Origin of the sequence: Aquabacterium sp., from assembly GCF_048860245.1 — a bacterium.
Lineage (GTDB): Bacteria > Pseudomonadota > Gammaproteobacteria > Burkholderiales > Burkholderiaceae_C > Aquabacterium.
On the sequence record NZ_JBLIZW010000035.1, the window covers coordinates 1 to 23,150 of the forward strand.

Sequence of the window (23,150 nt, forward strand, 5' to 3'; positions counted from 1 at the left end):
AAACGGTGTGGATACTGACGCTGGTTCATACTGCCCGCCTGTGGCCGCCTGTGCGCGATTAAGATATGATCATGGCAACAATGAAACGGCGCGTTGACAGACTGCTTTCGAGCCAGACCGCGGTCGGCGGCAGGCGGCCAGAAGCAGTCACTCATCGCTCCGCGATGCCGAGCCAATTTGCTATCAAATTTTTTAGAATCCCCAGCTCGTAGCGCTACAGCACTCAATTGCATCGCAAGTGCCAGCGTTGGCTTTCCTCCTTCACCCGTAAGGTAAAAATTGAAAAACCGTCTGTTTACTGTCCTTCTGACAGCCGCTGTCTTTGGTCTTGGCTCGGCTGTCAATGCTGCTGAAATTTCCAGTGCTGAAGCAATGAAAGCCATCTCTGCAGCCGTGCTGCCTGCCATGGAAAAGAACCAGATTCCTGGTATGGCTGTGGCATTGGTATTGGGGGACAAGACTTATGTCTTTAACTATGGCGTGTCAGATGTTGAGAAACAAACACCGGTAACTGACGAGACGATTTTTGAGATTGGCTCTATCAGTAAGACCTTCACAGCCACACTGGCGACGCACGCAGAAGCCACTGGGAAGCTGAAACTGACCGATACAGCAGCAAAGTATTTGCCTGAGTTGGCTGGTACGGACTTCGGTAACTTGCAGCTTTTCCATCTTGGAACGCACACCGTTGGCGGCATTCCTCTGCAGGTGCCTGATGAAGTCCAAACTCGGGAGCAGCTTCTGGAATACCTCCGCACCTGGAAGCCTGCGTACAAAACCGGCACGATGCGTACTTATGCAAACCCAAGCATCGGTGCTTTAGGGTGGATAACGGCGAAAAGTTTGGGGCAAGATTTCAGCACCGCCATGACTCAAACCATTTTCCAGCCCCTCGGTTTGACTAGCACTTATCTGAGCATCCCTGCACAGAAGATGTCCAGCTACGCTTGGGGCTACAACAAGGGTAAGAAGCCTGTGCGTGTCAATCCAGGCATGTTGGACAGTGAAGCCTACGGTATCAAAACCACGGCTTCTGACCTGAGCACCTTTGTAAAAGCCAACATGGGCATCTTGCCATTGGATAGAACGCTGCAAGCAGCTTTAAACAATACCCGCAAGAGCTATTTCAGCGTAGGCAAGATGACTCAAGACCTCATCTGGGAGGAGTATGCAATGCCTGTTGACTTGCCTACTCTCCAAGAAGGAAATGCTCCCAAACTTATCCTGAATCCAACCCCAGTAAGGATCCAAAAACTTTCTGCTAAACCTAACAGCAATGTATGGGTCAACAAGACAGGTGCCACCAATGGCTTCGGTGCTTACGTTGCGTTCGTACCAGAAAAGCAATTTGGGGTTGTATTGCTTGCCAATAAAAACTACCCCAATGCTGAACGAGTAGAAATTGCTCACGAAATTTATAGCAAACTAAACGGCAAGCAGTGACCGCTATGGGTCGACAGGACCTATTCGAAAGCTGAAATAGCGGACCTTCCGTGGCCCAAGTACAGCCTGTTAGCGAAGGGCTGCTGCTCGCCTGAAAACAGACATCGGAGAAGGAACTGAAGTGGCGTGCTGAATGACCGCTATGAAGTAGTGATCGGTAGTTCGCGCTTGGGTTACGGACAGCCGCAATCGCTGCAAAGCAGCCCTTCAACGCGAAGTAGGCGCTGTTGGCCGCCCCCTCAAAATACCCCCATTCCCACCCCACACGCCAGCGCTTCCCCCAGTTCCTCACAGCGCTTCAAATCCTCGAGGCCAATCACCTTGGGTGCCGCAATCGCCTCAGGCGTCTGCGCCCACGTGCACACCAGCACTGGTTCGGCCACGCGCTTCAGCCGCCAGCCGGTGGCAATGCGGTCCAGTTGCCGCACGGCGTTGGTGCCGTCGCTACCTGCGCACACCATCACGGCGTAGGGGCGGCCGTTGATGCGGTCCAGGGCAGGGTAGTAGCAGCGGTCAAAAAAGTCTTTCAACTGCCCGCTGATGGCCGCTAGGTTTTCCGGTGTGGCAAACACGTAGCCGTCGGCGCTCAACACGTCGGCGGGGGTGGCTTCGCTGGCGTGCAGCACCTTGATGTGGACACCCGATTCGGCTTGGGCGGCCAGGGCGCCTTGATGCGCGGCATCCACCATCTGCCGTGTGCCGCCGGTCATGGAGTGGTAGACGATGAGAAGCGTCTTGTGCGTGGTCATGCAGCAAGCATAGAGCCTGGATGGCGCACAGTTGTCCACGTTTTCTGTGGATAAGTTTGTTGGCAAGCATGGGGCAAGCTTGCACACCCTAGGGGCACGACTTAGCTTGCTTAGAAATGAGGCAATTTTGCCGACCTTGGTGGGTCATTCCACGAGGGCCGTCGGCCAGATGCCGGCATCTACCCTTTACCATCAAGGGTTTTGATATCTATCAGGCGGCGCAAGCCGCCCGGAACGTTGTGAGCACAGGCCTTTTTACCTCTTTGCCCGGATTGGCGGTCACCCCGTCGAAAGACGACCCCAACCCGCTGGTGCTGTACCACGGCAAGTGTCCCGATGGGTTTGGCGCCGCGCTGGCTGCTTGGCTGTACTTTGACGGGCAGGGCGAATACGTGGGTGTCAGCCACGGCAAAGTCACCACCTTGGAAGACCTGCCGCCCGTCGAAGGCCGCGCGGTCTACATCCTCGACTTTTCGTTTGACGCGGCTCTGATGCAGGGGCTGGACGACAAGGCGGCCAAGCTGGTCATGCTGGACCACCACAAGAGCGCGGCCGATCGTTTGGGCCAGTTCAAGTGCCGCTGCGGTGCGGTGCACTTTGACATGAGCCAGTCGGGTGCCATGCTGGCGTGGAAGTTCTTCCACCCCGAAAAGGCCGTGCCGGACCTGATCCGCTACATCCAGGACCGTGATTTGTGGAACTGGGCCTACCCGGAAAGCGCCGCCTTCCTGGCCGCGCTGGATCTGGAGCCCAACGAGTTTCCCCGCTGGGCCGAGATTGCCGCGTTCACACCCGAACAGTCGGCCGCCTTCTACCAGCGTGGCACGGCCATGAACGAGAAGTTCCTGGCCCTGTGCCGCGATATTTCGGAAGGGGCTGCGCCGCTGACGTTCGACGGTCACCAGGGCGTGATGGTCAACTGCCCCGGCGCCTTCACCAGCGAGGTAGGCAACATGTTGTCGGCCCAGGTGGGCACGTTTGCGCTGTTGTGGAGCGTGTCGAAAGACGGCACCGTGAAGGTGGGCCTGCGTGCGCAGCCCTCGTTCAATGCCATTCCGCTGGCCGAGGCCATGGGTGGTGGCGGGCATCCGCAGGCGTGTGGCTTCCGCATGGGGTCTGAGCGCTTGACGGAGTTGCTGACAGGCGTATTCTGGTCGAGCACACCGCCTGCGGGTGAGTAAGCATGACTGAGATGAACCAGGACGACGGCGCTGATGGCGCAGATGGCGCACGGATGACGGTGCTCGTGGTGGACGACACCCGAGAGAACCTCACCGTGATCGGCCATTTGCTGCGCCCCTGGTTTCAGGTTCGTGTGGCTAATTCGGGCCTGCATGCCTTGCAGGCCATTGAAAAAGGGCCCCGGCCTGACCTGATCTTGCTGGACGTGATGATGCCCGGCATGGATGGCTACGAGGTCATCGAGCGCTTGCGTCAGCAGCCCGAAGGCCGCGACATCCCAGTTATTTTTGTGACGGCGCTGGACACCGATCAGGACGAAGAGCGTGGCTTGACGCTGGGCGCGGTGGACTATGTCACCAAGCCGATCAAGCCGGCCCTGTTGCTGGCCCGTGTGCGGGCGCATTTGGACCTCAAGCGTGCCCGTGACCAGCTGGCGCGGCAAAACGCCAGCCTGGATGCCGAAGTGCATCGCCGCATGGCTGAAAACGAGTTGATCAAGGACGTGAGCCTGCACGCGCTGGCGCTGCTGGCCGAAAAGCGCGACAACGAAACGGGCAACCACTTGTATCGCACGCAGGGGTATGTGCAGATCCTGATCAAGCATTTGCAGGATCACCCACGCTTCAGTGCGGCGCTGCAAGACCCGCTCACGCGCGAGGAGATCATCAAAGCGGCCCCTTTGCATGACATCGGTAAGGTGGGGGTACCGGATGCCATCTTGCTCAAACCCAGCAAGCTGGACGTGGATGAGTTTGAGGTGATGAAGCGCCACACCCTCATCGGCGCCGAGGCCGTGGGTGAAGCCATTGAGCGGGTGAGCGCGCAGCACGCACGTTTGCGTGGTGCGGGCGGCCTGGAGGCGCATCCCTCAGCCTTGAAGTTTTTGATGGTGGCCAAGCAAATTGCAGGCAGTCACCATGAGCGCTGGGATGGCTCAGGCTACCCGGAGGGCTTGAAGGGCGAAGACATTCCCTTGCCGGCTCGCTTGATGGCGGTGGCCGATGTGTTTGACGCCTTGTTGTCCAGACGTCATTACAAGGGGGCGCTGCCGCTGGAGCAGACCCTGGACATCATGCGAGAAGGCCGCGGGACACATTTCGATCCGGATGTGCTGGATGCCTTCATGACCCACCTGGATGAGTTTGTGCGGGTGGCGCAGCTCTACGCGGACGAATCCGATGCGGCCAGGGACGCTTTGCCGGATGCTTCAGACAGTGTGACTGGTTCGGAAAATTGACATGACCTCAGCAGTTGAGAGGCAATCTTCACGGTCGAAGCTGGTTCGATTTGTGGTGCTGTTTTTCGTGCCCGTGGCGGTGGCCTTGATCGCGGGCGCGGGACTGAATCAGGCTTTCCTGATGCAAGTGCGCGATGCGCGTCAGTCATCAGAAGTCCAGCGCGCCAAGGCAGCGCAGGTGGCCGCCGAAGCGGCCGCAGTGAGTCATGAACTGTTGCTGTTGCATCAGCAGACCATGCAAGCCGTGGAGCAGGCGTCCAATGGCGCCATGGATGCCACGCAGGCCATGCATGTTCACAGGCACGCGGTAGAGCAAATGGGCAGCATTGATCAGAAGATGCTGCGCTTGTCTCAAACGCCTGAGAGCCAATTGGCCATCGACAAGCTGAACGAAGCCCGCGGCTCGCTGGTGGCGTTCAAGCAGGCCATTCTGACGACGACAGAGTTGCTGCCGGCGCGTGTGTCGCAGGCAGAGTCTTATCTGGAGCGCGCAGAGAATGCCTACGTGGCCTACGCCGTGCTGACGGATGAGGCCGAAGACATCTTGTCCAGCCGCGTGCGCTTGCTGGCAAAGCAGCAGGAGCAACTGCTCAACGACTACACGCGCAAGCTCAGCTGGCTCAATGGCGCCGTCATGCTGTTGATGTTGCTGGGCTGGCTGCTGGTGGCGCTGGCGTGGGCGCGCAAGTTGTCGAGCTTGAGCATCATCTTGCGTCGTGCCTTCGAGGGCAAGCAAGCCGACCCCGACGCATTGGCGCGCGTGCAGCAACTCGCAAAGTCGCCGCACACGCTGATGGGCGAAATGGCGCAGACGATGGAGACCTTGCGCCATGAGCGTGAGGGGCGTCATGCCGCCGAGGCCGCGCTGATTGAGCAGGGCGATTTGCTGACCAGCATTGTGAATCTGTCGCCCATTCCCATCGTGGTGCTGGACATCGAGTCGCGGCGGTTCTTGAGCTTCAACGAAGCGGCCAGTTCGTCGTTGGGGTACACGGTCGACGAGTTCCAGCATTGCGGCTTGTCTGATGTGGCCGGTGGGCGTTCGCCGGATGAGCTGAACGTTTTGCTCAAGGAGTTGCTGTCGTCGGGCGGTGGCTCGTTTGATACGGTCGGATTGACCAAATCGGGTGCGAAGCGAGATTTTTCGATTTCCGTGCGCGTGCTGACCGTGCAAGGCAAGTCGGTGCTCAGCGCGGTGTGGACGGACATCACCGAGCGCAAGCAAAACGAGCGCAACCTGGATCAGCTGCGGCGTGACCTCGAAGCCAGTGTGTCGGAGCGCACGGCCCGGCTGGAAGAAGCCAAGAGCGAATTGGAAGCGCGCACCGAAGCGTTGCGTCGCGCGCACGACGAGCTCAACGCGATTTTTGAAGCGGCGACGGTGGGCATCGTGGTGGTGCACGAGCATCAGATCCTGCGGTGCAACCGCATGCTGGAGATGATCTTTGGCGTGCCGGTAGATGGCTTCGTGGGGCAGACCACCCGTGTCTTGCATCATTCGGATCGGGACTATCAGGAAACGGTCCAGATGATCGATGCCACGATCAATCAGGGACAGGTTTACCGCAACGAGCAGCTGATGCAGCGCCGCGACGGTTCAACTTTCTGGGCGCGGATCAAGGCGTCACGGTTTGCGATCGGCGATGCCGACAACGCCATCATCTGCATCATCGAGGACGTGAGTGCAGAGCGTCGTGTGGCCCACGAGTTGCAGCAGGCCAAGGATCAGGCCGAGAGCGCCAACCGGGCCAAGAGTGCCTTCTTGGCGAACATGAGCCACGAAATCCGCACGCCCATGAACGCCATCATTGGCTTCACGCATTTGATGCAGCGTGATGAGCTCAACGCCAGGCAGTCTCAGCAGGTGGAAAAGGTGCAGGCAGCGGCCACGCATTTGCTGTCCGTGATCAACGACATCCTCGATTTCTCGAAAATCGAAGCCGGCAAGATGGTGCTGGAAGAGACCGACTTCGAGCTGGAAGCGGTGGTGTCGCATCTCTTCGCCATGACCAGCGACAAGGCCGAAGCCAAGGGGCTGGAGATGGTTGCCCGCATTGATCACTTGCCTGCCGTGCTGCATGGCGATGGCGTGCGGCTGGGACAGGTGTTGCTCAACTATGTGAGCAATGCGGTGAAGTTCACGTCGAAGGGCAGCGTGGTGCTCACGGGCGAGGTGGTGAAGCGCGATGGCGCTCAGGCGCGCATTCGCTTTGAAGTGACGGACACCGGTATTGGTTTGAGCGAGGCGCAGCAGCGCGGCTTGTTCTCAGCCTTCCAGCAGGCGGATGCCTCGACCACACGCAACTTTGGTGGCACGGGTTTGGGCTTGGCCATTTCTCGCAAGCTGGCCGAGTTGATGGGGGGGCAAGTCGGGGTGCGGAGTCAGCCGGGCCAGGGCAGCACCTTCTGGATTGAAGTGCCTTTGACGGTGGTGACGCCTGCTGTGCATGCCACCATTCATTTGCTGGCAGACAACCGGGTGCTGGTCGTGGACGACGCAGCGGTGTCGCGTCAATTGCTGGCCGGCATGGTGGAGCACTTGGGCGCCAAGGTCGATCAGGCATCCAGTGGTTTCCAGGCGCTGGAGGCGATCTATCACGCTGATGCCGAAGGCCAGCCGTACCGATTGGTGTTGACCGACTGGTTCATGGCCGGCATGACAGGGGCAGAGTTGCTGGCCAACATCCGTCGTTCCAAGCTGACGCAGCAGCCTGTGTGTTTGCTGGTGTCGGGGTCGTCTGGCAATACGGCTGAGAGCCACGAGGATTTGAGTCAGTTTGCGGGCTTCTTGCACAAGCCGGTGATGCCAACTTTGCTGGCATCGACGGTGGCGCAAGCTTTGAACCTCCGGATGGCTGGCACAACGACCGGTGCGCAGACGGAACACGCGCAGGCTCTGCCGAGGTTTGCGCCGGGCCACCATGTGCTGCTTGCCGAAGACAATGTGCTCAACCAGGAAGTGGCCATGGCGCTGCTGTCCAGCATGGGCCTGGATGTGACCGTGGCCGAGGATGGCGAGGAAGCCATCAATGCCTTTGAAGAGGGCAGCTTTGACCTGGTGCTGATGGACATTCAGATGCCGCGCATGGACGGCCTGGAAGCGACCCGTCGCTTGCGTGCCATGCCGCAAGGCAAGGTGGTGCCGGTGCTGGCCATGACGGCCAACGTCTTTGCCGAGGACCGGGCGCAAGCGCTGGCCGCCGGCATGAATGACATGATCATCAAGCCTGTGGAGCCCCATTTGATGGCGCGGGCCCTGATGACCTGGATGCCGGTGCACAACCCCAACGCGCCAGCACGGACCCATGCCGGTGGGCGGCCGCAGGAGTTTTCGCGTGCGGGACAGGTGCTGGATGCCTTGACGCATCAGGTGGCGCTGGATCAGGCGCGGGGCCTCAGCGTGTGCCTGGGTGACCGGGACAAGCTGTGGCACTTCCTGCAGATGTTTGCCGACGACCATGCCGAAGACGTGCTGCTGGCGCGTCGTGAGTGGCAGGGCGGTGACATGGCGTCCGCACAGCGACGGATTCACACCTTGAAGGGACTGGCTGGTACGCTGGGCTGGATCGATCTGCAAGGTGAGTCGCTGTCGCTGGAGCAAATGCTCAAGTCGGGCGCGTCAGCACCAGCCATCGACGCGGGGCTGAACGAGTTGGCGCAGCGCTTGGATCGCATCGTCAGCGCCACACGTCAGGCTCGCAAGCTGTTTGTGCATCAGGATGCGCCTGCCGCCCCGGTCATTCAAGGGGATCTGGCCGAGCCGTTGCACACCTTGCGACGTTTGCTGTTGGCAGACGACCTGGATTCGGTGGATGCGTATCGGCGCATTCAGCCCACCTTGATGGCGGTGCCCGGATTGGACACATCGGTGGTGCGCCAGCTCAGTACGGCCATTGAGGATTTCGCTTTCCCGGATGCCATCCGTGCCCTGGATCAGCTGACGTCGAGCGAGCCCTTGCTGGGCCTGCTGCGCGGGCATTGAGGGGCAGCACAGCATGGCACGTGCGACGCAACCCATGGTGTTTGTGGACCTGGAAACCACGGGGGCCACGGCGACAGTGGACCGCATCACCGAGATCGGCATCGTGGAGGTGGATGAGGATGGCGAGGTTCACCAGTGGTCAACCTTGGTGAACCCACAGACGCCGATCCCGTCGTTCATTCAGGGGCTGACGGGGATCACCGACAGCATGGTGGCCGACGCCCCGCTGTTTGAATCCGTGGCCGACGAGGTCATGGCCCGTTTGCATGGGCGCTTGTTTGTGGCGCACAACGCGCGTTTTGACTACGGCTTTCTGAAAAACGAATTCAAGCGCTTGGGGCTGACCTTCAAGGCGCCGGTGTTGTGCACGGTGAAGCTGTCGCGCAAACTGTATCCCCAGCATGCCAAGCACAGCCTGGATGCCTTGATCGAGCGACACGACTTGCACATGCCGGCTCGCCATCGTGCCTTGGCAGACGCCGATGTGTTGCGGCAGTTCTGGCAGGTGCTGGCGCGAGACGTTGACGCCGATGTGCTGGACAAGGCCGTGTCCGAGCTGACCGGGCGCAGCAGTTGGCCCACGCACCTTGACCCCGCGCTGCTGGACGATTTGCCCGAGAAGCATGGCGTGTACCGGTTTTACGGCGACAACGATTTGCCGCTGTACATCGGCAAGGCCAACAACCTTCGGCAGCGCATCTTGTCGCACTTCAGTGCCGACCATCGACTTGCCAAGGAGATGAGCCTGTCTCAGCAGGTGCGCCGCATTGACTGGATTGAAACGCCGGGTGAAATGGGCGCCTTGCTGACCGAGGCCCAGTTGATCAAGCGCTGGCAGCCCATTCACAACCGGCGTTTGCGCCGCAGTGATGAACTGTGTACATGGCGCTTGGTGCCTTGCCAGCATGATGATGAAGAAGGGCTGCGCCCCGAGCTGGCATGGGCCCGAGATCTGGATTGGGGGAGGCAAGACGCGGTGTATGGCCTGTTTGGCAGCCAACGCGATGCGCTCAAAACCTTGCGTGAATTGGCCGAGGACGCCCAACTGTGTCTGGCCACCATGGGGTTGGAGAAGGTGCAGTCCGGACGCCCGTGTTTTGGCTATCAGCTCAAGCGATGCGGCGGTGCGTGCGTGGGCGAGGAGTCACTGAGCGCACACACAGCGCGCCTGCAGCGTGTGCTGGCCGACTGGCAGGTACAGGTTTGGCCGTACGGTGGCCCCGTTGCGGTGAAAGAAGGCGCTGCCTGGCATATTCTGGATGCGTGGTGTTATCTGGGCACGGCCCGTTGCGAGGCGGATGTGGACCACTTGCTGGCACAGGGTCGCCCAACCTTTGACAAGGACACGTACAAGATCCTTGTCAGTTGGCTGCCCAAAATGGTGGTGGAACCGCTGGCAACCCAGCGTGAGACCTTGAGCTGAGGAGACTCGATATGTGGCGTGGGTGGCTAGGCTTGTTGTGGGCGTTGATGCCCGTGCTCGTGATGGCACAAGGCAGCATGAGCCGCATTCCCACGCGCAGCGGTGTCACCACGGCAGTTTTCTGGGCGCCTGCTCAGGCTGCCACTCAAACCGTGGTGCTGTTTCCGGGTGGGGGCGGTGGTTTTGGTCAAGTGGTGGATGGCTGGCCCAGCAGCAACAACTTTTTGGTGCGAAGCGGACGCGGCTTTCTGGCCCAAGGCATGAATGTGGCGATCTTTGGTCGAGCCAGTGATTTGCCCGCAGAGGGCTATCAGAGCGGCGACCGCATCACCGCGTCTCACATGGAAGATGTGTCGGCCGTGCTCGCGTGGGTCCGCGCCCGCAGCAGCGCGCCTGTTTGGCTGATCGGGACCAGCATGGGCACGATTTCGGCCACGGCATCGGCCATCCATCTTCAGGATCAGGTTGCCGGCTTGGTGTTGACGTCGAGCATCGTGAATGTGCGTCGTCCTGGCGCGGTGCCCGCGCAGGATTTGGCCAAGGTGCGCGTGCCGACCTTGGTGGTGCACCACCGGCATGACGCGTGCGCCATTTGCTATCCCACCGATGTGCCCTTGATCATGAACGGCTTGACCCAGGCACCGGTGCGGCAGCTGAAGTGGGTGGAAGGCGGCAGCGAGCCGTCAGGCAACCCCTGCGAGGCTTTGCACTATCACGGCTTCATCGGGGTGGAAGCATCGACCGTGGACCTGATGGCCAAGTGGATTCGTCAGCCGACAGGCGATTGACGGCGCGGCCCCTCCGCCACTCACCTTCAGGCTGACAGCAGGAATTGCCGCACACGTTGTGCGGTGTCGGCCGGGGTTTCTTGCATGAAACAGTGCGTGCCCACAACCTCTTCGGTACTGATGTGGCGATTGACTTTGCGCAGGCGTGCCGCGCCTTCCAGCACAAAGGGGAAGGTGTCGTTGCCGTGAATCAGGTGCGTGGGCGTGCTGATGCGGCCCAGGTGTCCCCAAAGCTGCTCTGGCGCCGAGCTGAAGATTTCTGCTTCACGAGAGGGGCGGCACTTGAGCTCCACCCCGCCATCGTCTGCCGGCTTGAGCGCATGTTGCACAAAGGCGTGCAAGGCCTCAGCCGTCCAGGTCTTGTAGACGCCCCGGGGGCGGAGTTGCTCAAAGGCCTCTTCGCGGCTGGCCCAGTGGTGGCGGCGCGCACGGGCACTGCGTGCCAGGGGGGACAAGCGGGCGGTGTTGGTCAGGGTGGCCAGGGTTACGCCCAGGATCATGGCTGGGGAAAACAGCACAGGGTCCAGCAGCACGGCACGCTTGAACTGACGAGCGTGTTGCCCCAGGACCAGACTGGTCAACACGCCACCAAAGCTGTGTCCCAACGCGTAGTGGTCAACCTTGGCAAAGGCCTTACCTTGCTGATGCAGGGCCTCCATGGCCAGATCGGCATTGCGGTTCCAGCCGACAAACGGCCCGCCGTGATCGCTGTCGCCATGGCCTTGTGCATCAAACAGCCACAGATCGAAGTCGCGGCTCAGGTGCTGCAGCATGGGCGTGTAGGTGCGACCGCAAAAACCATTGCCATGCATGAAGTGCAGCAAGGGCTTGCCGCTGGGCGGGGTGTGCCAGCCGCGCAAAGTAAAGCCTTCGCGCGCGGTGTGGGTCCACTGAATCAACTGCATGGTCAACAAGGCCTGTCAAACGGAGCCCAGATTGTGCCAATAAGTGAGACGCCTTACCGGGTGGCAGACAGTCTCCGAGTCAGCCAGCGGATGAAGGCGCCCAACACGGGCACTTTGCTGTAGAGCTCTTCGGCGGGGTCCCAGTAGTCTCGGTGCAAGGCCACGCGGCCCTGTGCATCAAACAGGATGCGGGTGGCGCCGTGGATCACGAGCGGTGCATTGGCGCGCTGGAGATGGAAGTTCCAGGTCAGCCAGGCTTCGTCGCCTTGGGTGTGTGCGCTCAGTACCTCAAAGCGGGGCTCGGTCACGGTGTCGAACATGTGCGCAAACACGCGGGTGATGTCGCGGTGCCCGTGCACATCGTTGAACGGGTCTTTGAAGCGCGCGTCGGCCGCATAGATGTCCGGGATCTGCGTCAGGCTGGCCGGGGTGATCGATGCGTAGAACTGCGCGAGACGGGCGGTGCGAGGATCAGTCATCTGTGTGGCCGGGCGGCTCAAAGCCCCGTGAATTGGCGAACAAGCGGGAAGTACAGCCGGTCGGGCAGCAAGCGCATCAGTTTGAGCCACCAGGTGAAGCGCTTGGGAAAGTGGATCTCCAAATCGCCAGCCTCCCAACCTTTCAAGATGGCTTGTGCCGCATCTGCCGGGCGGATCAAGGCGGGCATCTTGAACTGATTTTGCGCGGTGAGCGGTGTGGCCACAAAGCCAGGGTTGATGATGGAGACGCCGATGCCCTCGTTGTGCAAGTCGAGGTACAGGGTGTCGGCCAGATGTTGCAGGGCGGCCTTGGTGGGGCCGTAGGCCAAGGACTGGGGCAGGCCTCGGTAGCCGGCCACGCTGGCGACCAGACTGAGGTGACCATGGCCTTGGCGCTGCAAGATGGGCAGGACCACGGAGAGCATGTTCAAGGCGCCGGTGACGTTGACATCCTGATGGCGCAGAGCTTCGGTGAGATCAAAGTTAGTGGCGCGCATGGCTTTGTAATGGCCTGCGCAGTACATGATCAGATCCATGCGCCCCGCAGTTTGCACGATGGTTTGAGCGGCGTGCGCCATGGCGGCTGCATCGGTCACGTCCAGCGGCAGGGCCGTGCTGCCAGGGTGCTGTGCAGCAAAGGCGTGCAGTGCGGTGGCTGACCTGGCCGAGACAAAGACCTTGGCGCCTTGCGCATGCAGCGCGGCCGCCGTGGCTTCACCAATGCCACTGGATGCACCGATGAGCCAGATGACCTGGCCAGGCCACTGATGGATGCGAGGGTTCATGGACATGATGGGGCTCCAGACCTCAGAGCTTGGTGAACGACAGCGTGACTTCGCCGAGCTGAATGCCAAACTTGCTCATGACAGCCTTGTTCAGCATCGTGCGTTCGTCGATGAGGTACATCCAGTCCTCGAAGTTGACGTGCCAAACACGACCATCCACCGGGAGCGCCAGGGTGTAAGACCACTGCAAGGCGTTGCCCGCACTGTGCCCCTGCGCCGTCCCCACCACGTCGTCGGCTCGGCCCTCGTAGCGGCCACCGCCCAGATCAGTCAGTCGCCAGATGCGGCGTTGTGTGCTGCCATCGCTGTAGGTGAATCGCTCGTCCAGCGTGCCTTGCGTGCCGCTCCATTGGCATTGGATGTCCACCACAAAGCGTTTGACCACCTTGCCTTGGCGATCGGTGAAGATGCCTTGTGCGCGGACGGGGCCATTGAAGTAAGTGCGCAGATCGAGCGTGGGCGTCTCGCTCGCGTAGTCCTGCACCTTGGGGCCCGCGCAGCCAGTGAGGCCGAGCAAGGCCAACACCATCAGCCAGGCATGCAGGTAGGGCTTCAGGGCGAATGTCAGTCGATTCATGACAGTCCTTTCAGTACAGGGTGACGTCGCGCCCCGGCCCACAGCAAGGCCAGCGCCACGAGTTTGAACAGGCAGGGCAAGAGGCCATAGCTCAAGGCCAGCGCCAGTTGGTCGGTGTCGGTGCGGCGTGCGGTGACGTAGCCGCTCCACTCCAGCAGGGGCAATGCCAGGCCAGAGGCCAGTGCCAGGTTCAGTTTGTTGGCACTGGTCCACCAGCCAAAGAAGCTGCCTTCAGCCTGTTGCCCCAGGCCTGAGCGGTGAATGAGGTGGGTCAGCAACGCGCCCGGGACGGCCAGATCAGCGCCCAGCGCCAACCCGGTGAGTGCACACACGATGGCAAATGCAGTTGTGTCGCCGGTGCTCAGCCAAGGCACCGCGCAGAAGGCCAGCACGCTGGTCGCCATGCCGAGCATCCAGACACGGGCCAGGCCCCAGCGACCAATCAGTCGCAGCCAGAGGGGCATCCCCAGGCCCGCCGCCACAAAGTAGATCAGCAGGAAGGCGGGCTCCCAGCTGGGGGCGTTCAGGGTGTCACGCACAAAGAAGGGCAGCAGCGTGGCGGGGATGGCACTGGCTGTGCCATTGAACAGGAAGACCACGAGCAGCGCATTGAACGCGGGGAGTTGCCACGGCCTGGGCAAGGGCGGGGCAGGCGGCAGGCTGTGCGTCGCGACCGGGCTTGCTGCATGCAGGTGGGCGGTGCGCTTCAGGCACAGCAAACCGATGCACAGCAGCAACATCAGCGTGATGCTGAGCGCGGCGTAGCCCAGCCACAGTGGAAGCAGGCTGGCGGCAATCACACCCAGCAACGCCGCACCTTCACGTGCAGAGACCCATGCGGCTTGGGCCTGAGGGCTGCCCCCCCATCGAGCGGCCCAGGTCATGTGAACCATGGCAACGATGCTGAAGCCGATGTACGTGCACACCAGCATGACCCCCAGCCAGAGCCACAACGCCGTAGAACCCATGTGCCACGGCATCCACAGTGCGGCAAATCCGATCCCTACGGCGATGGCGCCGACGACGGCGACGCGCCAGGCCCGTAGGGTGGATTGGGCAAACAGGCGATCAACCCAGCGGCCGATGAAGGGGTCGAGTGAGGCGTCCAGCAAGCGGGTGAGCAGCAGGAGCAGGCCCAGTGAACTCAGCGCCAGTGCGTAGTGCTCTGCGTAATAGCGTGGCAGGGCCACGTACAGCGGCAAAGACAGAAAGGCCAGTGGCGCGCCCAGCAGTCCGTATTGCCACGTGCGCATGGTGTCAGTCCTGCAAGCCGAGCAGGCTCAGGCGCAGGCCGGGCGCGGACGTCTTGGGCGACAGCCAGATGCCAAAGAACAGGCGGGCATAGTCCTTGTCCTGGATGGCTGCGGTCTCTTTGCCATTGAAGAAGAAGCGCACACCGCCCTTGCCATCGTGAACGCCGGTCAGCCGGTCGTTGGCCACGACACTGGGAAATGCCTGATTCATCAGCGCTTGCCAGGTTCGGGCTTGTGCCTCGCTGAAGTCGCCCACCCGACGCATTTCGGCAATGGAGCGCTCGGCAATGGCGGGGCCATCGAGCTTGCGCGCGTAGGCCAGCTCCAGCGCGAACGGCGACTGGTCGTAGCGATGGGGGTCGAAGCCGCTGGCCGTCCACAGTCGGGCTTCGTACACCTGAAGGCCAAAGAAGCGCAGCGTGGCGCGGCCCAGCAGTTGACTCTTGGGGAGCACGGCGCTGGTTTCTGGTGGTGCGCTGGTGGTGGTCGCAGTCATGGCTTGGGTGTGGGTGAGCGTGAGGGCTGCCAATGTGCCGATGGCTTGGCGGCGAGAAAGGGGCGGGCGCGTGTGGCGCATGGCGTGTGCACTCCCTGTTCAGTCGGGGCGGCGCAGTGTGAACTGCATGACATCGGTGTTGCCGTGCTCGAAGGCTGCTTCGCAGTAGGCGAGGTAGAAGGTCCAGATGCGCACAAAGCGCGTGTCGAACCCGAGTCGGGCGACATCGTTTTCGCGCTGCAGGAAGGCGTCACGCCAGCGGCGCAGGGTTTCGGCATAGTCGTGGCCAAAGGCCAGACGCCGCTCGACGACCAAGCCAGCCTTCTGCGCCATGGCCTCAAAGCGGCTGGGACTGGGCAGCATCCCGCCCGGAAAGATGTACTGTTGGATGAAATCGGTGGAGCGGCTGTAGCGGTCAAACAGGTCATCCCGAATGGTGATGGTCTGGACACAGGCCTTGCCACCGGGCTTCAGGCAGCGTTTGAGGGTGTCGAAGTAGCTGGGCCAGTAAGACTGCCCCACGGCTTCGAACATTTCGATGGAAACAATCGCGTCAAACGGTTCGTGCTCGTGTGCTGCGGCCAGGTCCCGATAGTCCTGGTAGCGCAAGTCGGCCAGATCGGCGCGGCCGGATTCGGCCATGCGTGTGCGAGCCCAAGCCAGTTGTTCACGCGACAGCGTGACCCCCGTGACATGGGCCTGAAACTGCTTGGCGGCTGTTTCGGCAATGGCGCCCCAGCCGCAGCCAATCTCCAGCACGCGGGAGCCTTCTTGGACGCCAGCCTCGGTCAGGGCACGCATCATCTTGGCGACTTGTGCGGCCTGTAAGTCAGCGCTGGCGCGTTCGGCCCGGGGTCGGCCTTCGAACCAGGCGCTGGAGTAGTTCATCGACGGGTCCAGCCACAGGCGATAGAAGTCGTTGCCCAGGTCGTAGTGCGCGTGGATGTTCTTGGCGCTGCCTCGACGCGAGTTGCGATTCAAGGCGTGCTTGATGCGGTAGAGCAGGGCGCCCCACCACGAGCCATAGACGACTTGCTCCAGGTGCTCCCGGTTCATGATGAACAGCGACAGCAAATCGGTCAGATGAGGGGTGCTCCAGTCACCATCGATGTAGCTTTCGGCAAAGCCGATGTCGCCGGATTTGAGCGTGCGCTCAAACACCCGCCAGTTGTGCAGACGAATCGTGCCCCGAGGCGCCGAGTCTTCCGCGTGTGCGGCATGGGGAAAGTGACTGACTTGACCGTCTGGCCACTGAATGGTCAGGCGTCCATGAGCGAGCTGATCAAGCAGGCGAAACACAGTGCGAGCCGCAGCAGGCGCATCGGCAGGCAAGCTGGGCTTGACGGTGGCGGTGTGGGTGGCAGTGGTCATCGTGTGATGAAGCGCTCGGGCGCATCGGGTTTGTGAAAGAAAGGGACCCGCTTGAACAGCAGTTGCAGGGCGTGCCAGTGAATGCGCACCACCACGCCGAGGGTCATGAAGGGATGTGTCAGGGACGTGCGCCACGCAGCGGCGCGGGTGTAGGGCTGAAGCTCGCCGCCGATGCTGGTTTGCACCAACGGACCGCCGGCATCGTGCAAATCAATGCGGGCATGGATGCGCTGAGGTGTTCGGGTGAAGCAAAAGGTGTAGTGACCTGCCACCGAGTTGAACGGCGAGACGTGAAACACCTTGCTGGCTTGAATGGGGCGACCCCATGCGAGGTCCGGACCGGTCAGCAGATAGCAATGCCGCTCACCGAAGGTGTTGTTGACTTCGGCCACCACGGCGGCCAAGGTGCCGTCGCGGCGTTCGGCGATCCAGAAGCTCACCGGCTTGAAGGTGTGGCCCAGTACGCGTGGATAGGTCAGCAGCCAGATTTCGCCATCGGCATCGTCGATGCCTTCGTGATACAGCAGCTGCTCGATCCAGTGCAAGGCGTCAGATTCTTGATGGCCATGGTCCTGATCCCGAAAGGACATCAGCCCCCACTTTTTGCGAGGGATCGGCCAACCGTGTGCGCGACCCGCCCGCATGGGCAGAAGCACGAAATAGCTGCGGTGCCGAAACGCATGCCGAGCCGGACGCAGGCGCTGATGCCAGACATGGCCCACGCCCAGCAGGGCTTGAGGTGGGGCTTCGCGGGTGATGGGGGTGACGTCCATGGTCGGCATCCTGGGCGTGCTCAGGCGGCGTGGCGAACCGAGGCCTGCAATGTGGCGTTCAGGTCTTGCGCTGCGCGCAGGCCGGCCTGGAAGCCATCTTCGTGGAAGCCGTAGCCACACCAGGCGCCGGCATACCAGGTGCGCTGCTGTCCTTGAATGGTGTGCAGCGTGCGTTGTGCGTCGATGGCGGCCTGATCGAAGACCGGGTGGTCGTACTCGATGGTTTGAATGACCTGATCAGCGCGGGGTTCACGCAGGGGGTTGAGCGACACGATCACCGAGCGCTGCCATGGCAGGGGCTGAAGACGGTTGATGAGGTAGTGCAGGCACACGGGGGCATCGTGGTTGCCTTGCGGCACCGCTCGCTCGTAGTTCCAGGCCGCCCAGGCCATGCGACGCTTGGGCAGCAGTGTTTCGTCGGTGTGCAGGACGGCGCGGTTTGGCTGGTAGCGGATCGCTCCCAGCAGGCGGGATTCTTGCGGGCTGGCCTGATGGCCCAGCAAGCGAAGGGCTTGGTCGCTGTGACAGGCCAGCACCACGCCATCGAATCGCTCGTTGCCATGGGGGGTGTGCACGACGACCTCGTCAGACAGGCGCGTCAGCGACGTCACGGGGGTGTTCAGTCTTGCGTCCGGCAAGTGCTGAATCACCTTGCGGACATATTCCCGCGAGCCCCCCTTCACGGTGAACCACTGCGGACGATTGGCCACCTGCAGCAGGCCGTGGTTGTGACAGAACCGAATCATGGTGGCCATCGGAAAGCGCAGCATTTGCTCGGTTGGGCACGACCAGATGCAAGCCACCATGGGCAGGAAATAGTCTTCCTTGAAGGCGTCACCGAACGCATGCTGGTCCAGAAATTCGCCGATGGGCTGCCGCAGCGCCACGTCTTCACCACGTTGAGCCAGCGAGGTGGTCAAGCCGTTGAAGCGGACGATGTCTTTCAACATTGACCAAAAACGAGGGCGCAGCAGGTTACGGCGCTGCGCAAACACGGTGTTGAGGGAGCTGCCACTCCACTCAAGGTGATCTTGCCCACGGCCTTTGCGGGGGCTTTGCACCGAGAACGACATGTCCGACGGCGCGCACGCCACGTTCAGCGTCTCGAACAACTGGATCAGGCCGGGGTAGGTCCGCTCGTTGTAGACCAGAAAGCCGGTGTCCACACCGTGGGTGATGCCGTCCAGGGTCACATCCACGGTGTTGGCATGCCCCCCGAAGTGCGAGCCGGCCTCGAACACCGTGACTTGGTGAGCACGGTCGGTCTGAGTGAGGTGCCAGGCGGCACTCAGACCGCTGATGCCTGATCCGATGACAGCAATGCGCGACATGGTGAGTCCTTTGAACTTTTTGGTTCTCTGTGTGAACTGATTAGTTCAAATAATAACCAATTGGTATCAACTTTGCACGAGTGGGTATTTTATTTGGGCGAGGCCGCCTACAATGCGAGGCATGGCGCGTCCTTCCTACAAAGAACAAATGCAGCGCTTCCGCGAGGAGGCCATCGTTGAGGCTGTCAATCGCTTGTTGGCCACCAAGGGCTATGACGCCATGACGGTCGATGAAGTCGCCGCCGAGGCGGGCATGGCCAAGGCCAGCGTGTACAAGCACTTTGCGTCGAAAGAAGACTTGGCGGCCGCTGCCATGGTGCGGGCGCTGGATCGGGCGTTGGCTTTTGTGGATGACCTGCGTGCGCAAGCCGACGTGCCGGCGCTGGATCAACTCAAGGCGATTGCCCGTTGGGCCATGCAGGCGCAACTGGCGGGCGAGATGCCGGCCCTGCCGTCCCAGAACTCGTCGCTGACGGCCACGCTGCAGGCCAATGACGACTACATGGACCGCTTGATCGACCTCAGCAACAAGATCAGCATCTGGATCACGCAGGGGCAGACCCGTGGGCAACTCAACCCCGATTTGCCGCTGGAGATGATCATGTACATCCTCTTTGCACGGGCGTGCGATCCGGTGGTGGCCATGCTCAAAGCTTCGGGGCAGTACACCGACGACCAGATCCTGGACTGGGCCACCACCACGACCTTTGGCGGTCTGGCCCCCCAACGCTGAGCGCTACGCGCTACACTGAGGGCTCACTTGCCTGCCATGTGTGCCATGACGGTTGTTCGCTTTGTGATGACTATGCTGTTGGCGATGTTGCTGCCCATGGGCAGCGCATGGGCCAAGCATTGCCATGAGGCGGGGGCGCTTGTGACAGATGTGGTGGCCCACGCTGACACCCACCGCGCGGAGGCTGCCTCCTCACGGCATGCGTGTCAGCATGCCGGGCACGGTCGCTGTCATGCCATGTCGGGTGCGTGCTGTGTGGCTTGTCCTGCGGCGGTGCCCACGCAGGTGCCGACCTTGACGGTGCGGTCACACGTGGTGTTTCCGCCTTTGTCGACCCCACCGCTGGCCTTCCTCACCGACGGACCGGATCGGCCCCCCAGAACTTGTTGATGCCGCCTCCCTCAGCCAACTGAGGGACTTGGGCCCTGCGTCACGCGCAGGATCTGGCCGTGCACGTACCCGCGTGCTGGCCTTTGAACAAGTTTTCATCATGCAAACATCCAAGTGGATGTCCGCACGGCCGCTCCTGCTGAGCCTGGCTGTGCTGACCCTGGCAGGCTGCGCCAGCCTGTCTGACGATGGCGGGACCGGGCCGGTCCGCCAATTGACCCAATCGCGATTGGGCACCACCGCCACGCCGCCACGCACCGAGGCCGACCGGCAAGCCAGTCAGGCACGTGTTGCCGAGTTGCTGCAACGGCCCCTGACGCCGGACAGTGCTGTCGAAATTGCCTTGTTGAACAACCGGCAACTGCAGGCCCGTTATGCCGCATTGGGCGTGGTCGAGGCCGACCGTGTTCGGGCCGGGCGCTTGGCCAACCCCACGTTCAGTTTCGGTCAGCGCCGGGGCGATGGCGAAACCGAGATCGACCGCAGCCTGATGTTCAATGTGCTGGGCTTGTTGACCGTGCCGTTGAATGAGCAGGCCGCCGCGCGCACGCTCGAGAGAGGCCAGTTGCAGCTGGCCGCCGACACCGTGGATGCTGCGCACGAGGCACGACGCGCCTACATTGACGCGGTTGCCGCACAGCAACTGTGGGCGTACGCCCAGCAAGTGCAGGATGCGGCCGATGCGGCGGCCGAGCTGGCGCAGCGCATGCTGGCTGCCGGGCATTTCAACAAGCTCGACCAGATGCGAGAACAGGCGTTTGCCGCCGATGCGCGGCTGCAAGTGACACGGGCTCAGCATGAGGTGACGGCATCGCGCGAGCGGCTCATTCGGGTGCTGGCGCTGGAGGCGGCACAAACCACATTCCAGCTGCCCGCTCGTTTGCCGGATCTGCCCGCACACGAGGCCCCGGCTCAGCAGGCCGAGCAACAGGCGCTGGACCAACGCCTGGATGTGCAGATGGCCAAACGCGCCGCCGAGGCCACGGCCGCGGATCTGGGGTTGACACGCCGCACGCGCCTGATCAATGTGCTGCATGCGGGCTACCAGAACGCCAGCACCACGGGCGCCAGCTTGAGTCAGGGCTATGAAGTGGAGTTGGCGTTGCCGCTGTTCGACTTTGGCGAGGCCCGCGTGGCTCGTGCCGAAGCCCTGTACATGCAGTCGGTGCATCAGGCGGCGCAGGTGGCCATCCAGGCCCAGTCCGAAGTCCGTGAGGCGCACTCGGCTTACCGGGCCGCTTACGCCCAGGCCCGACATTACCAGGACGAGGTGGTGCCCCTGCGGCAGCGCATCTCGGACGAAATGCTCCTTCGCTACAACGGCATGTTCAACAGCGTGTTCGAGTTGCTGGCCGATGCGCGCGAACAGGTGCGCAGCGTGACGGGTGCGGTGCAGGCCTTGCGCCAGTTCTGGCTGGCCGAGTCGCAACTGCAAACCGCGGTCTATGGCCGAGGGGGCAGTCTGACCGGACTGGGTGAGGCCTCCACCACGGCCACCCCATCTGCCGCCACACATTGAGGAGATCACCATATGAGCAACCGTCGAGGTTTTTTCAAGACCGCTGGTGCCTCCCTGCTGGGCGCAGCCACGGTCAGCCGCGTCAGTGCGGCATCCCTGCCTGAACTGGTATCGCAACCCTCACCCCTGACCGAGGTGCCCCCCCCGCCGCCCAACGGGCGACCGTTTCAACCCATGATCACCCTCAACGGCTGGTCGCTGCCCTGGCGCATGAAGGATGGCGTCAAGGAGTTCCATCTGGTGGCCGAGCCCGTGGTGCGTGAGATCGCACCGGGCATGACGGCCCGGCTATGGGGTTACAACGGACAAAGCCCCGGCCCCACCATCCAGGCGGTAGAAGGCGACCGTGTACGCATCTACGTCACCAACCGCTTGCCCGAACCCACCACGGTGCACTGGCACGGCATTTTGTTGCCTTCGGGCATGGATGGCGTGGCCGGCCTGACTCAGCCCCCCATCGGGCCCGGTAAGACCTGGGTGTACGAATTCGTGCTGCAGCGCTCGGGCACCTTCATGTACCACCCGCACGCCGACGAGATGGTGCAGATGGCAATGGGGCTGATGGGCATGTTCGTCGTGCACCCCAAGAACCCGGCGCAGCACCCAGTCGATCGGGACTTCGGCTTTTTGCTCAATGCCTACGACATTGACCCCGGTGCCATGACCCCGCGCGTCAACACCATGCTCGACTTCAATCTGTGGACCTGGAACAGCCGTGCCTTTCCCGGCATCGACCCCCTGGTGGCCCGCACCGGAGACCGGGTGCGCATCCGTGTGGGCAACCTCACCATGACCAACCACCCCATTCACATGCATGGCCCGCACTTTGAAGTGACCGGCACCGACGGTGGCTGGGTCCCCCCCACCGCACGCTGGCCCGAAGTCACCACCGACATTGGTGTGGGCCAAATGCGTGCCATCGAGTTTGATGCGGTGGCGGGCGACTGGTCGCTGCATTGCCACAAGTCGCACCACACCATGAACGCCATGGGGCATGGCGTGCCCAACATGATCGGGGTGGACCAGCGTGATGTGGCCCGCAAGATCACCCGTCTCATCCCCGATTACATGGCCATGGGGCAACACGGCATGCACGAGATGGCCGAGATGGAGATGCCCTTGCCCGACAACACCCTGCCGATGATGACGGGGCAGGGGCCGTTCGGTGCCATTGGCATGGGCGGCATGTTCAGCGTGATCAAGGTGCGGGACCACCTTCGCAAGGGTGACTACCGCGACCCCGGTGACTACGCCCATCCGCCCGGCACGCTGGCGCGGGAGGTGCACGTCGACACCCCCGTGCCTGTGCGAGCCCCCTCCGCCCCAGCGTCATCAGAAACGCTGAACGTTCGCAAACCCCAAGGTCACGCCGGCCATTGATTTCAGGAGCACACCATGATTCGAAACCTGTTGTGGCGCACGGTACTGGCAACCAGCGTCACGCTGGCGCACGCCCAAACGACCGAGCCCCCTCACGACCACGGCGCGGCGACGCACGACCATGCCGCGCATGAACTGGCCGATGGTGAAGTCCGCAAGATCGACCTGGCGCAAGGCAAGCTCACGCTGCGTCATGGGCCCATTGCCAGCATCGACATGCCACCCATGACCATGGTCTACAAGGTGGCGCAACCCGTCTGGCTCAAGGGGTTGAAAGTGGGGGACCGCATTCGCTTCCAGGCCGCGCAGATCAAGGGGGCTTATGTGGTGACCCAGATCGAGCCGGCACACTGA

At 62.0% G+C, this 23,150-nt stretch carries 21 protein-coding genes; 11 read left to right on the forward strand and 10 right to left on the reverse strand.

The window, feature by feature from the left end; all coding sequences use genetic code 11:
• The first annotated feature begins 279 nt into the window (after positions 1–279).
• Positions 280–1,443 carry a class C beta-lactamase gene (gene ampC / locus ACMV18_RS03765; RefSeq protein WP_420816733.1) on the forward strand — a complete coding sequence of 388 codons (1,164 nt, stop codon included), beginning with the start codon at positions 280–282 and terminating at the stop codon, positions 1,441–1,443.
• Between the two features lie 239 nt (positions 1,444–1,682).
• On the opposite strand, the gene ACMV18_RS03770 is transcribed toward ampC, so the two are convergent.
• Positions 1,683–2,192, reverse strand: coding sequence for a flavodoxin family protein (locus tag ACMV18_RS03770; RefSeq protein ID WP_420816734.1), 510 nt, complete (start codon positions 2,190–2,192; stop codon positions 1,683–1,685).
• A 239-nt stretch (positions 2,193–2,431) separates the two neighbouring features.
• Between ACMV18_RS03770 and ACMV18_RS03775 the strand changes: the two genes are divergently transcribed.
• The 5 genes from ACMV18_RS03775 to ACMV18_RS03795 are packed head-to-tail and all read left to right on the forward strand — an operon-like array spanning position 2,432 to position 10,804.
• Entirely contained in the window at positions 2,432–3,373 is a 942-nt protein-coding gene (locus ACMV18_RS03775) for a DHH family phosphoesterase (RefSeq protein ID WP_420816735.1), read from the forward strand.
• Between the two features lie 2 nt (positions 3,374–3,375).
• Entirely contained in the window at positions 3,376–4,611 is a 1,236-nt protein-coding gene (locus tag ACMV18_RS03780) for a response regulator (RefSeq protein ID WP_420816736.1), read from the forward strand.
• A 1-nt stretch (position 4,612) separates the two neighbouring features.
• Positions 4,613–8,593: a response regulator gene (locus tag ACMV18_RS03785; RefSeq protein WP_420816737.1), complete on the forward strand. Its 3,981-nt coding sequence runs from the start codon at positions 4,613–4,615 to the stop codon at positions 8,591–8,593.
• A 13-nt stretch (positions 8,594–8,606) separates the two neighbouring features.
• A complete protein-coding gene (locus ACMV18_RS03790; RefSeq protein WP_420816738.1) occupies positions 8,607–10,016 on the forward strand; it encodes an exonuclease domain-containing protein in 1,410 nt (469 codons plus the stop codon).
• An 11-nt stretch (positions 10,017–10,027) separates the two neighbouring features.
• Entirely contained in the window at positions 10,028–10,804 is a 777-nt protein-coding gene (locus ACMV18_RS03795) for an alpha/beta hydrolase (protein ID WP_420816739.1), read from the forward strand.
• 26 nt (positions 10,805–10,830) lie between these two features.
• On the opposite strand, the gene ACMV18_RS03800 is transcribed toward ACMV18_RS03795, so the two are convergent.
• From ACMV18_RS03800 to ACMV18_RS03840, 9 genes are read right to left on the reverse strand one after another with little or no spacing between them, the layout of a single operon-like run.
• A complete protein-coding gene (locus tag ACMV18_RS03800; RefSeq protein WP_420816740.1) occupies positions 10,831–11,709 on the reverse strand; it encodes an alpha/beta fold hydrolase in 879 nt (292 codons plus the stop codon).
• Between the two features lie 53 nt (positions 11,710–11,762).
• A complete protein-coding gene (locus tag ACMV18_RS03805; protein ID WP_374259145.1) occupies positions 11,763–12,188 on the reverse strand; it encodes a nuclear transport factor 2 family protein in 426 nt (141 codons plus the stop codon).
• A 17-nt stretch (positions 12,189–12,205) separates the two neighbouring features.
• Positions 12,206–12,979 carry an SDR family NAD(P)-dependent oxidoreductase gene (locus tag ACMV18_RS03810; RefSeq protein ID WP_420816741.1) on the reverse strand — a complete coding sequence of 258 codons (774 nt, stop codon included), beginning with the start codon at positions 12,977–12,979 and terminating at the stop codon, positions 12,206–12,208.
• 16 nt (positions 12,980–12,995) lie between these two features.
• Complete coding sequence (locus ACMV18_RS03815; protein ID WP_420816797.1) at positions 12,996–13,502, reverse strand: DUF3833 domain-containing protein; 507 nt, start codon at positions 13,500–13,502, stop codon at positions 12,996–12,998.
• Positions 13,503–13,546: 44 nt separating this feature from the next.
• Positions 13,547–14,803, reverse strand: a complete 1,257-nt coding sequence (locus ACMV18_RS03820) for an MFS transporter (RefSeq protein WP_420816742.1) — start codon at positions 14,801–14,803, stop codon at positions 13,547–13,549.
• Between the two features lie 4 nt (positions 14,804–14,807).
• Complete coding sequence (locus ACMV18_RS03825) at positions 14,808–15,380, reverse strand: chalcone isomerase family protein (RefSeq protein WP_420816743.1); 573 nt, start codon at positions 15,378–15,380, stop codon at positions 14,808–14,810.
• An 18-nt stretch (positions 15,381–15,398) separates the two neighbouring features.
• Complete coding sequence (locus tag ACMV18_RS03830) at positions 15,399–16,670, reverse strand: class I SAM-dependent methyltransferase (RefSeq protein WP_420816744.1); 1,272 nt, start codon at positions 16,668–16,670, stop codon at positions 15,399–15,401.
• A complete protein-coding gene (locus tag ACMV18_RS03835) occupies positions 16,667–17,443 on the reverse strand; it encodes a DUF1365 domain-containing protein (RefSeq protein ID WP_420816745.1) in 777 nt (258 codons plus the stop codon). The genes ACMV18_RS03830 and ACMV18_RS03835 overlap by 4 nt, the downstream gene beginning before the upstream one ends.
• Positions 17,444–17,463: 20 nt before the next feature.
• Positions 17,464–18,774: an NAD(P)/FAD-dependent oxidoreductase gene (locus tag ACMV18_RS03840; protein WP_420816746.1), complete on the reverse strand. Its 1,311-nt coding sequence runs from the start codon at positions 18,772–18,774 to the stop codon at positions 17,464–17,466.
• Positions 18,775–18,886: 112 nt separating this feature from the next.
• On the opposite strand from ACMV18_RS03840, the gene ACMV18_RS03845 reads away from it, so the two are divergent.
• The 5 genes from ACMV18_RS03845 to ACMV18_RS03865 all read left to right on the forward strand — a co-directional run bounded on the left by ACMV18_RS03845 (position 18,887) and on the right by ACMV18_RS03865 (position 23,150).
• A complete protein-coding gene (locus ACMV18_RS03845) occupies positions 18,887–19,507 on the forward strand; it encodes a TetR/AcrR family transcriptional regulator (protein WP_374258868.1) in 621 nt (206 codons plus the stop codon).
• A gap of 66 nt (positions 19,508–19,573) precedes the next feature.
• Positions 19,574–19,897, forward strand: a complete 324-nt coding sequence (locus tag ACMV18_RS03850) for a hypothetical protein (RefSeq protein ID WP_420816747.1) — start codon at positions 19,574–19,576, stop codon at positions 19,895–19,897.
• Positions 19,898–19,997: 100 nt separating this feature from the next.
• Positions 19,998–21,416 carry a TolC family protein gene (locus ACMV18_RS03855; RefSeq protein WP_420816748.1) on the forward strand — a complete coding sequence of 473 codons (1,419 nt, stop codon included), beginning with the start codon at positions 19,998–20,000 and terminating at the stop codon, positions 21,414–21,416.
• A 12-nt stretch (positions 21,417–21,428) separates the two neighbouring features.
• Positions 21,429–22,796, forward strand: coding sequence for a multicopper oxidase family protein (locus tag ACMV18_RS03860; RefSeq protein WP_420816749.1), 1,368 nt, complete (start codon positions 21,429–21,431; stop codon positions 22,794–22,796).
• 15 nt (positions 22,797–22,811) lie between these two features.
• On the forward strand, positions 22,812–23,150 hold the full coding sequence (locus ACMV18_RS03865) for a copper-binding protein (RefSeq protein ID WP_420816750.1): 339 nt from the start codon (positions 22,812–22,814) through the stop codon (positions 23,148–23,150).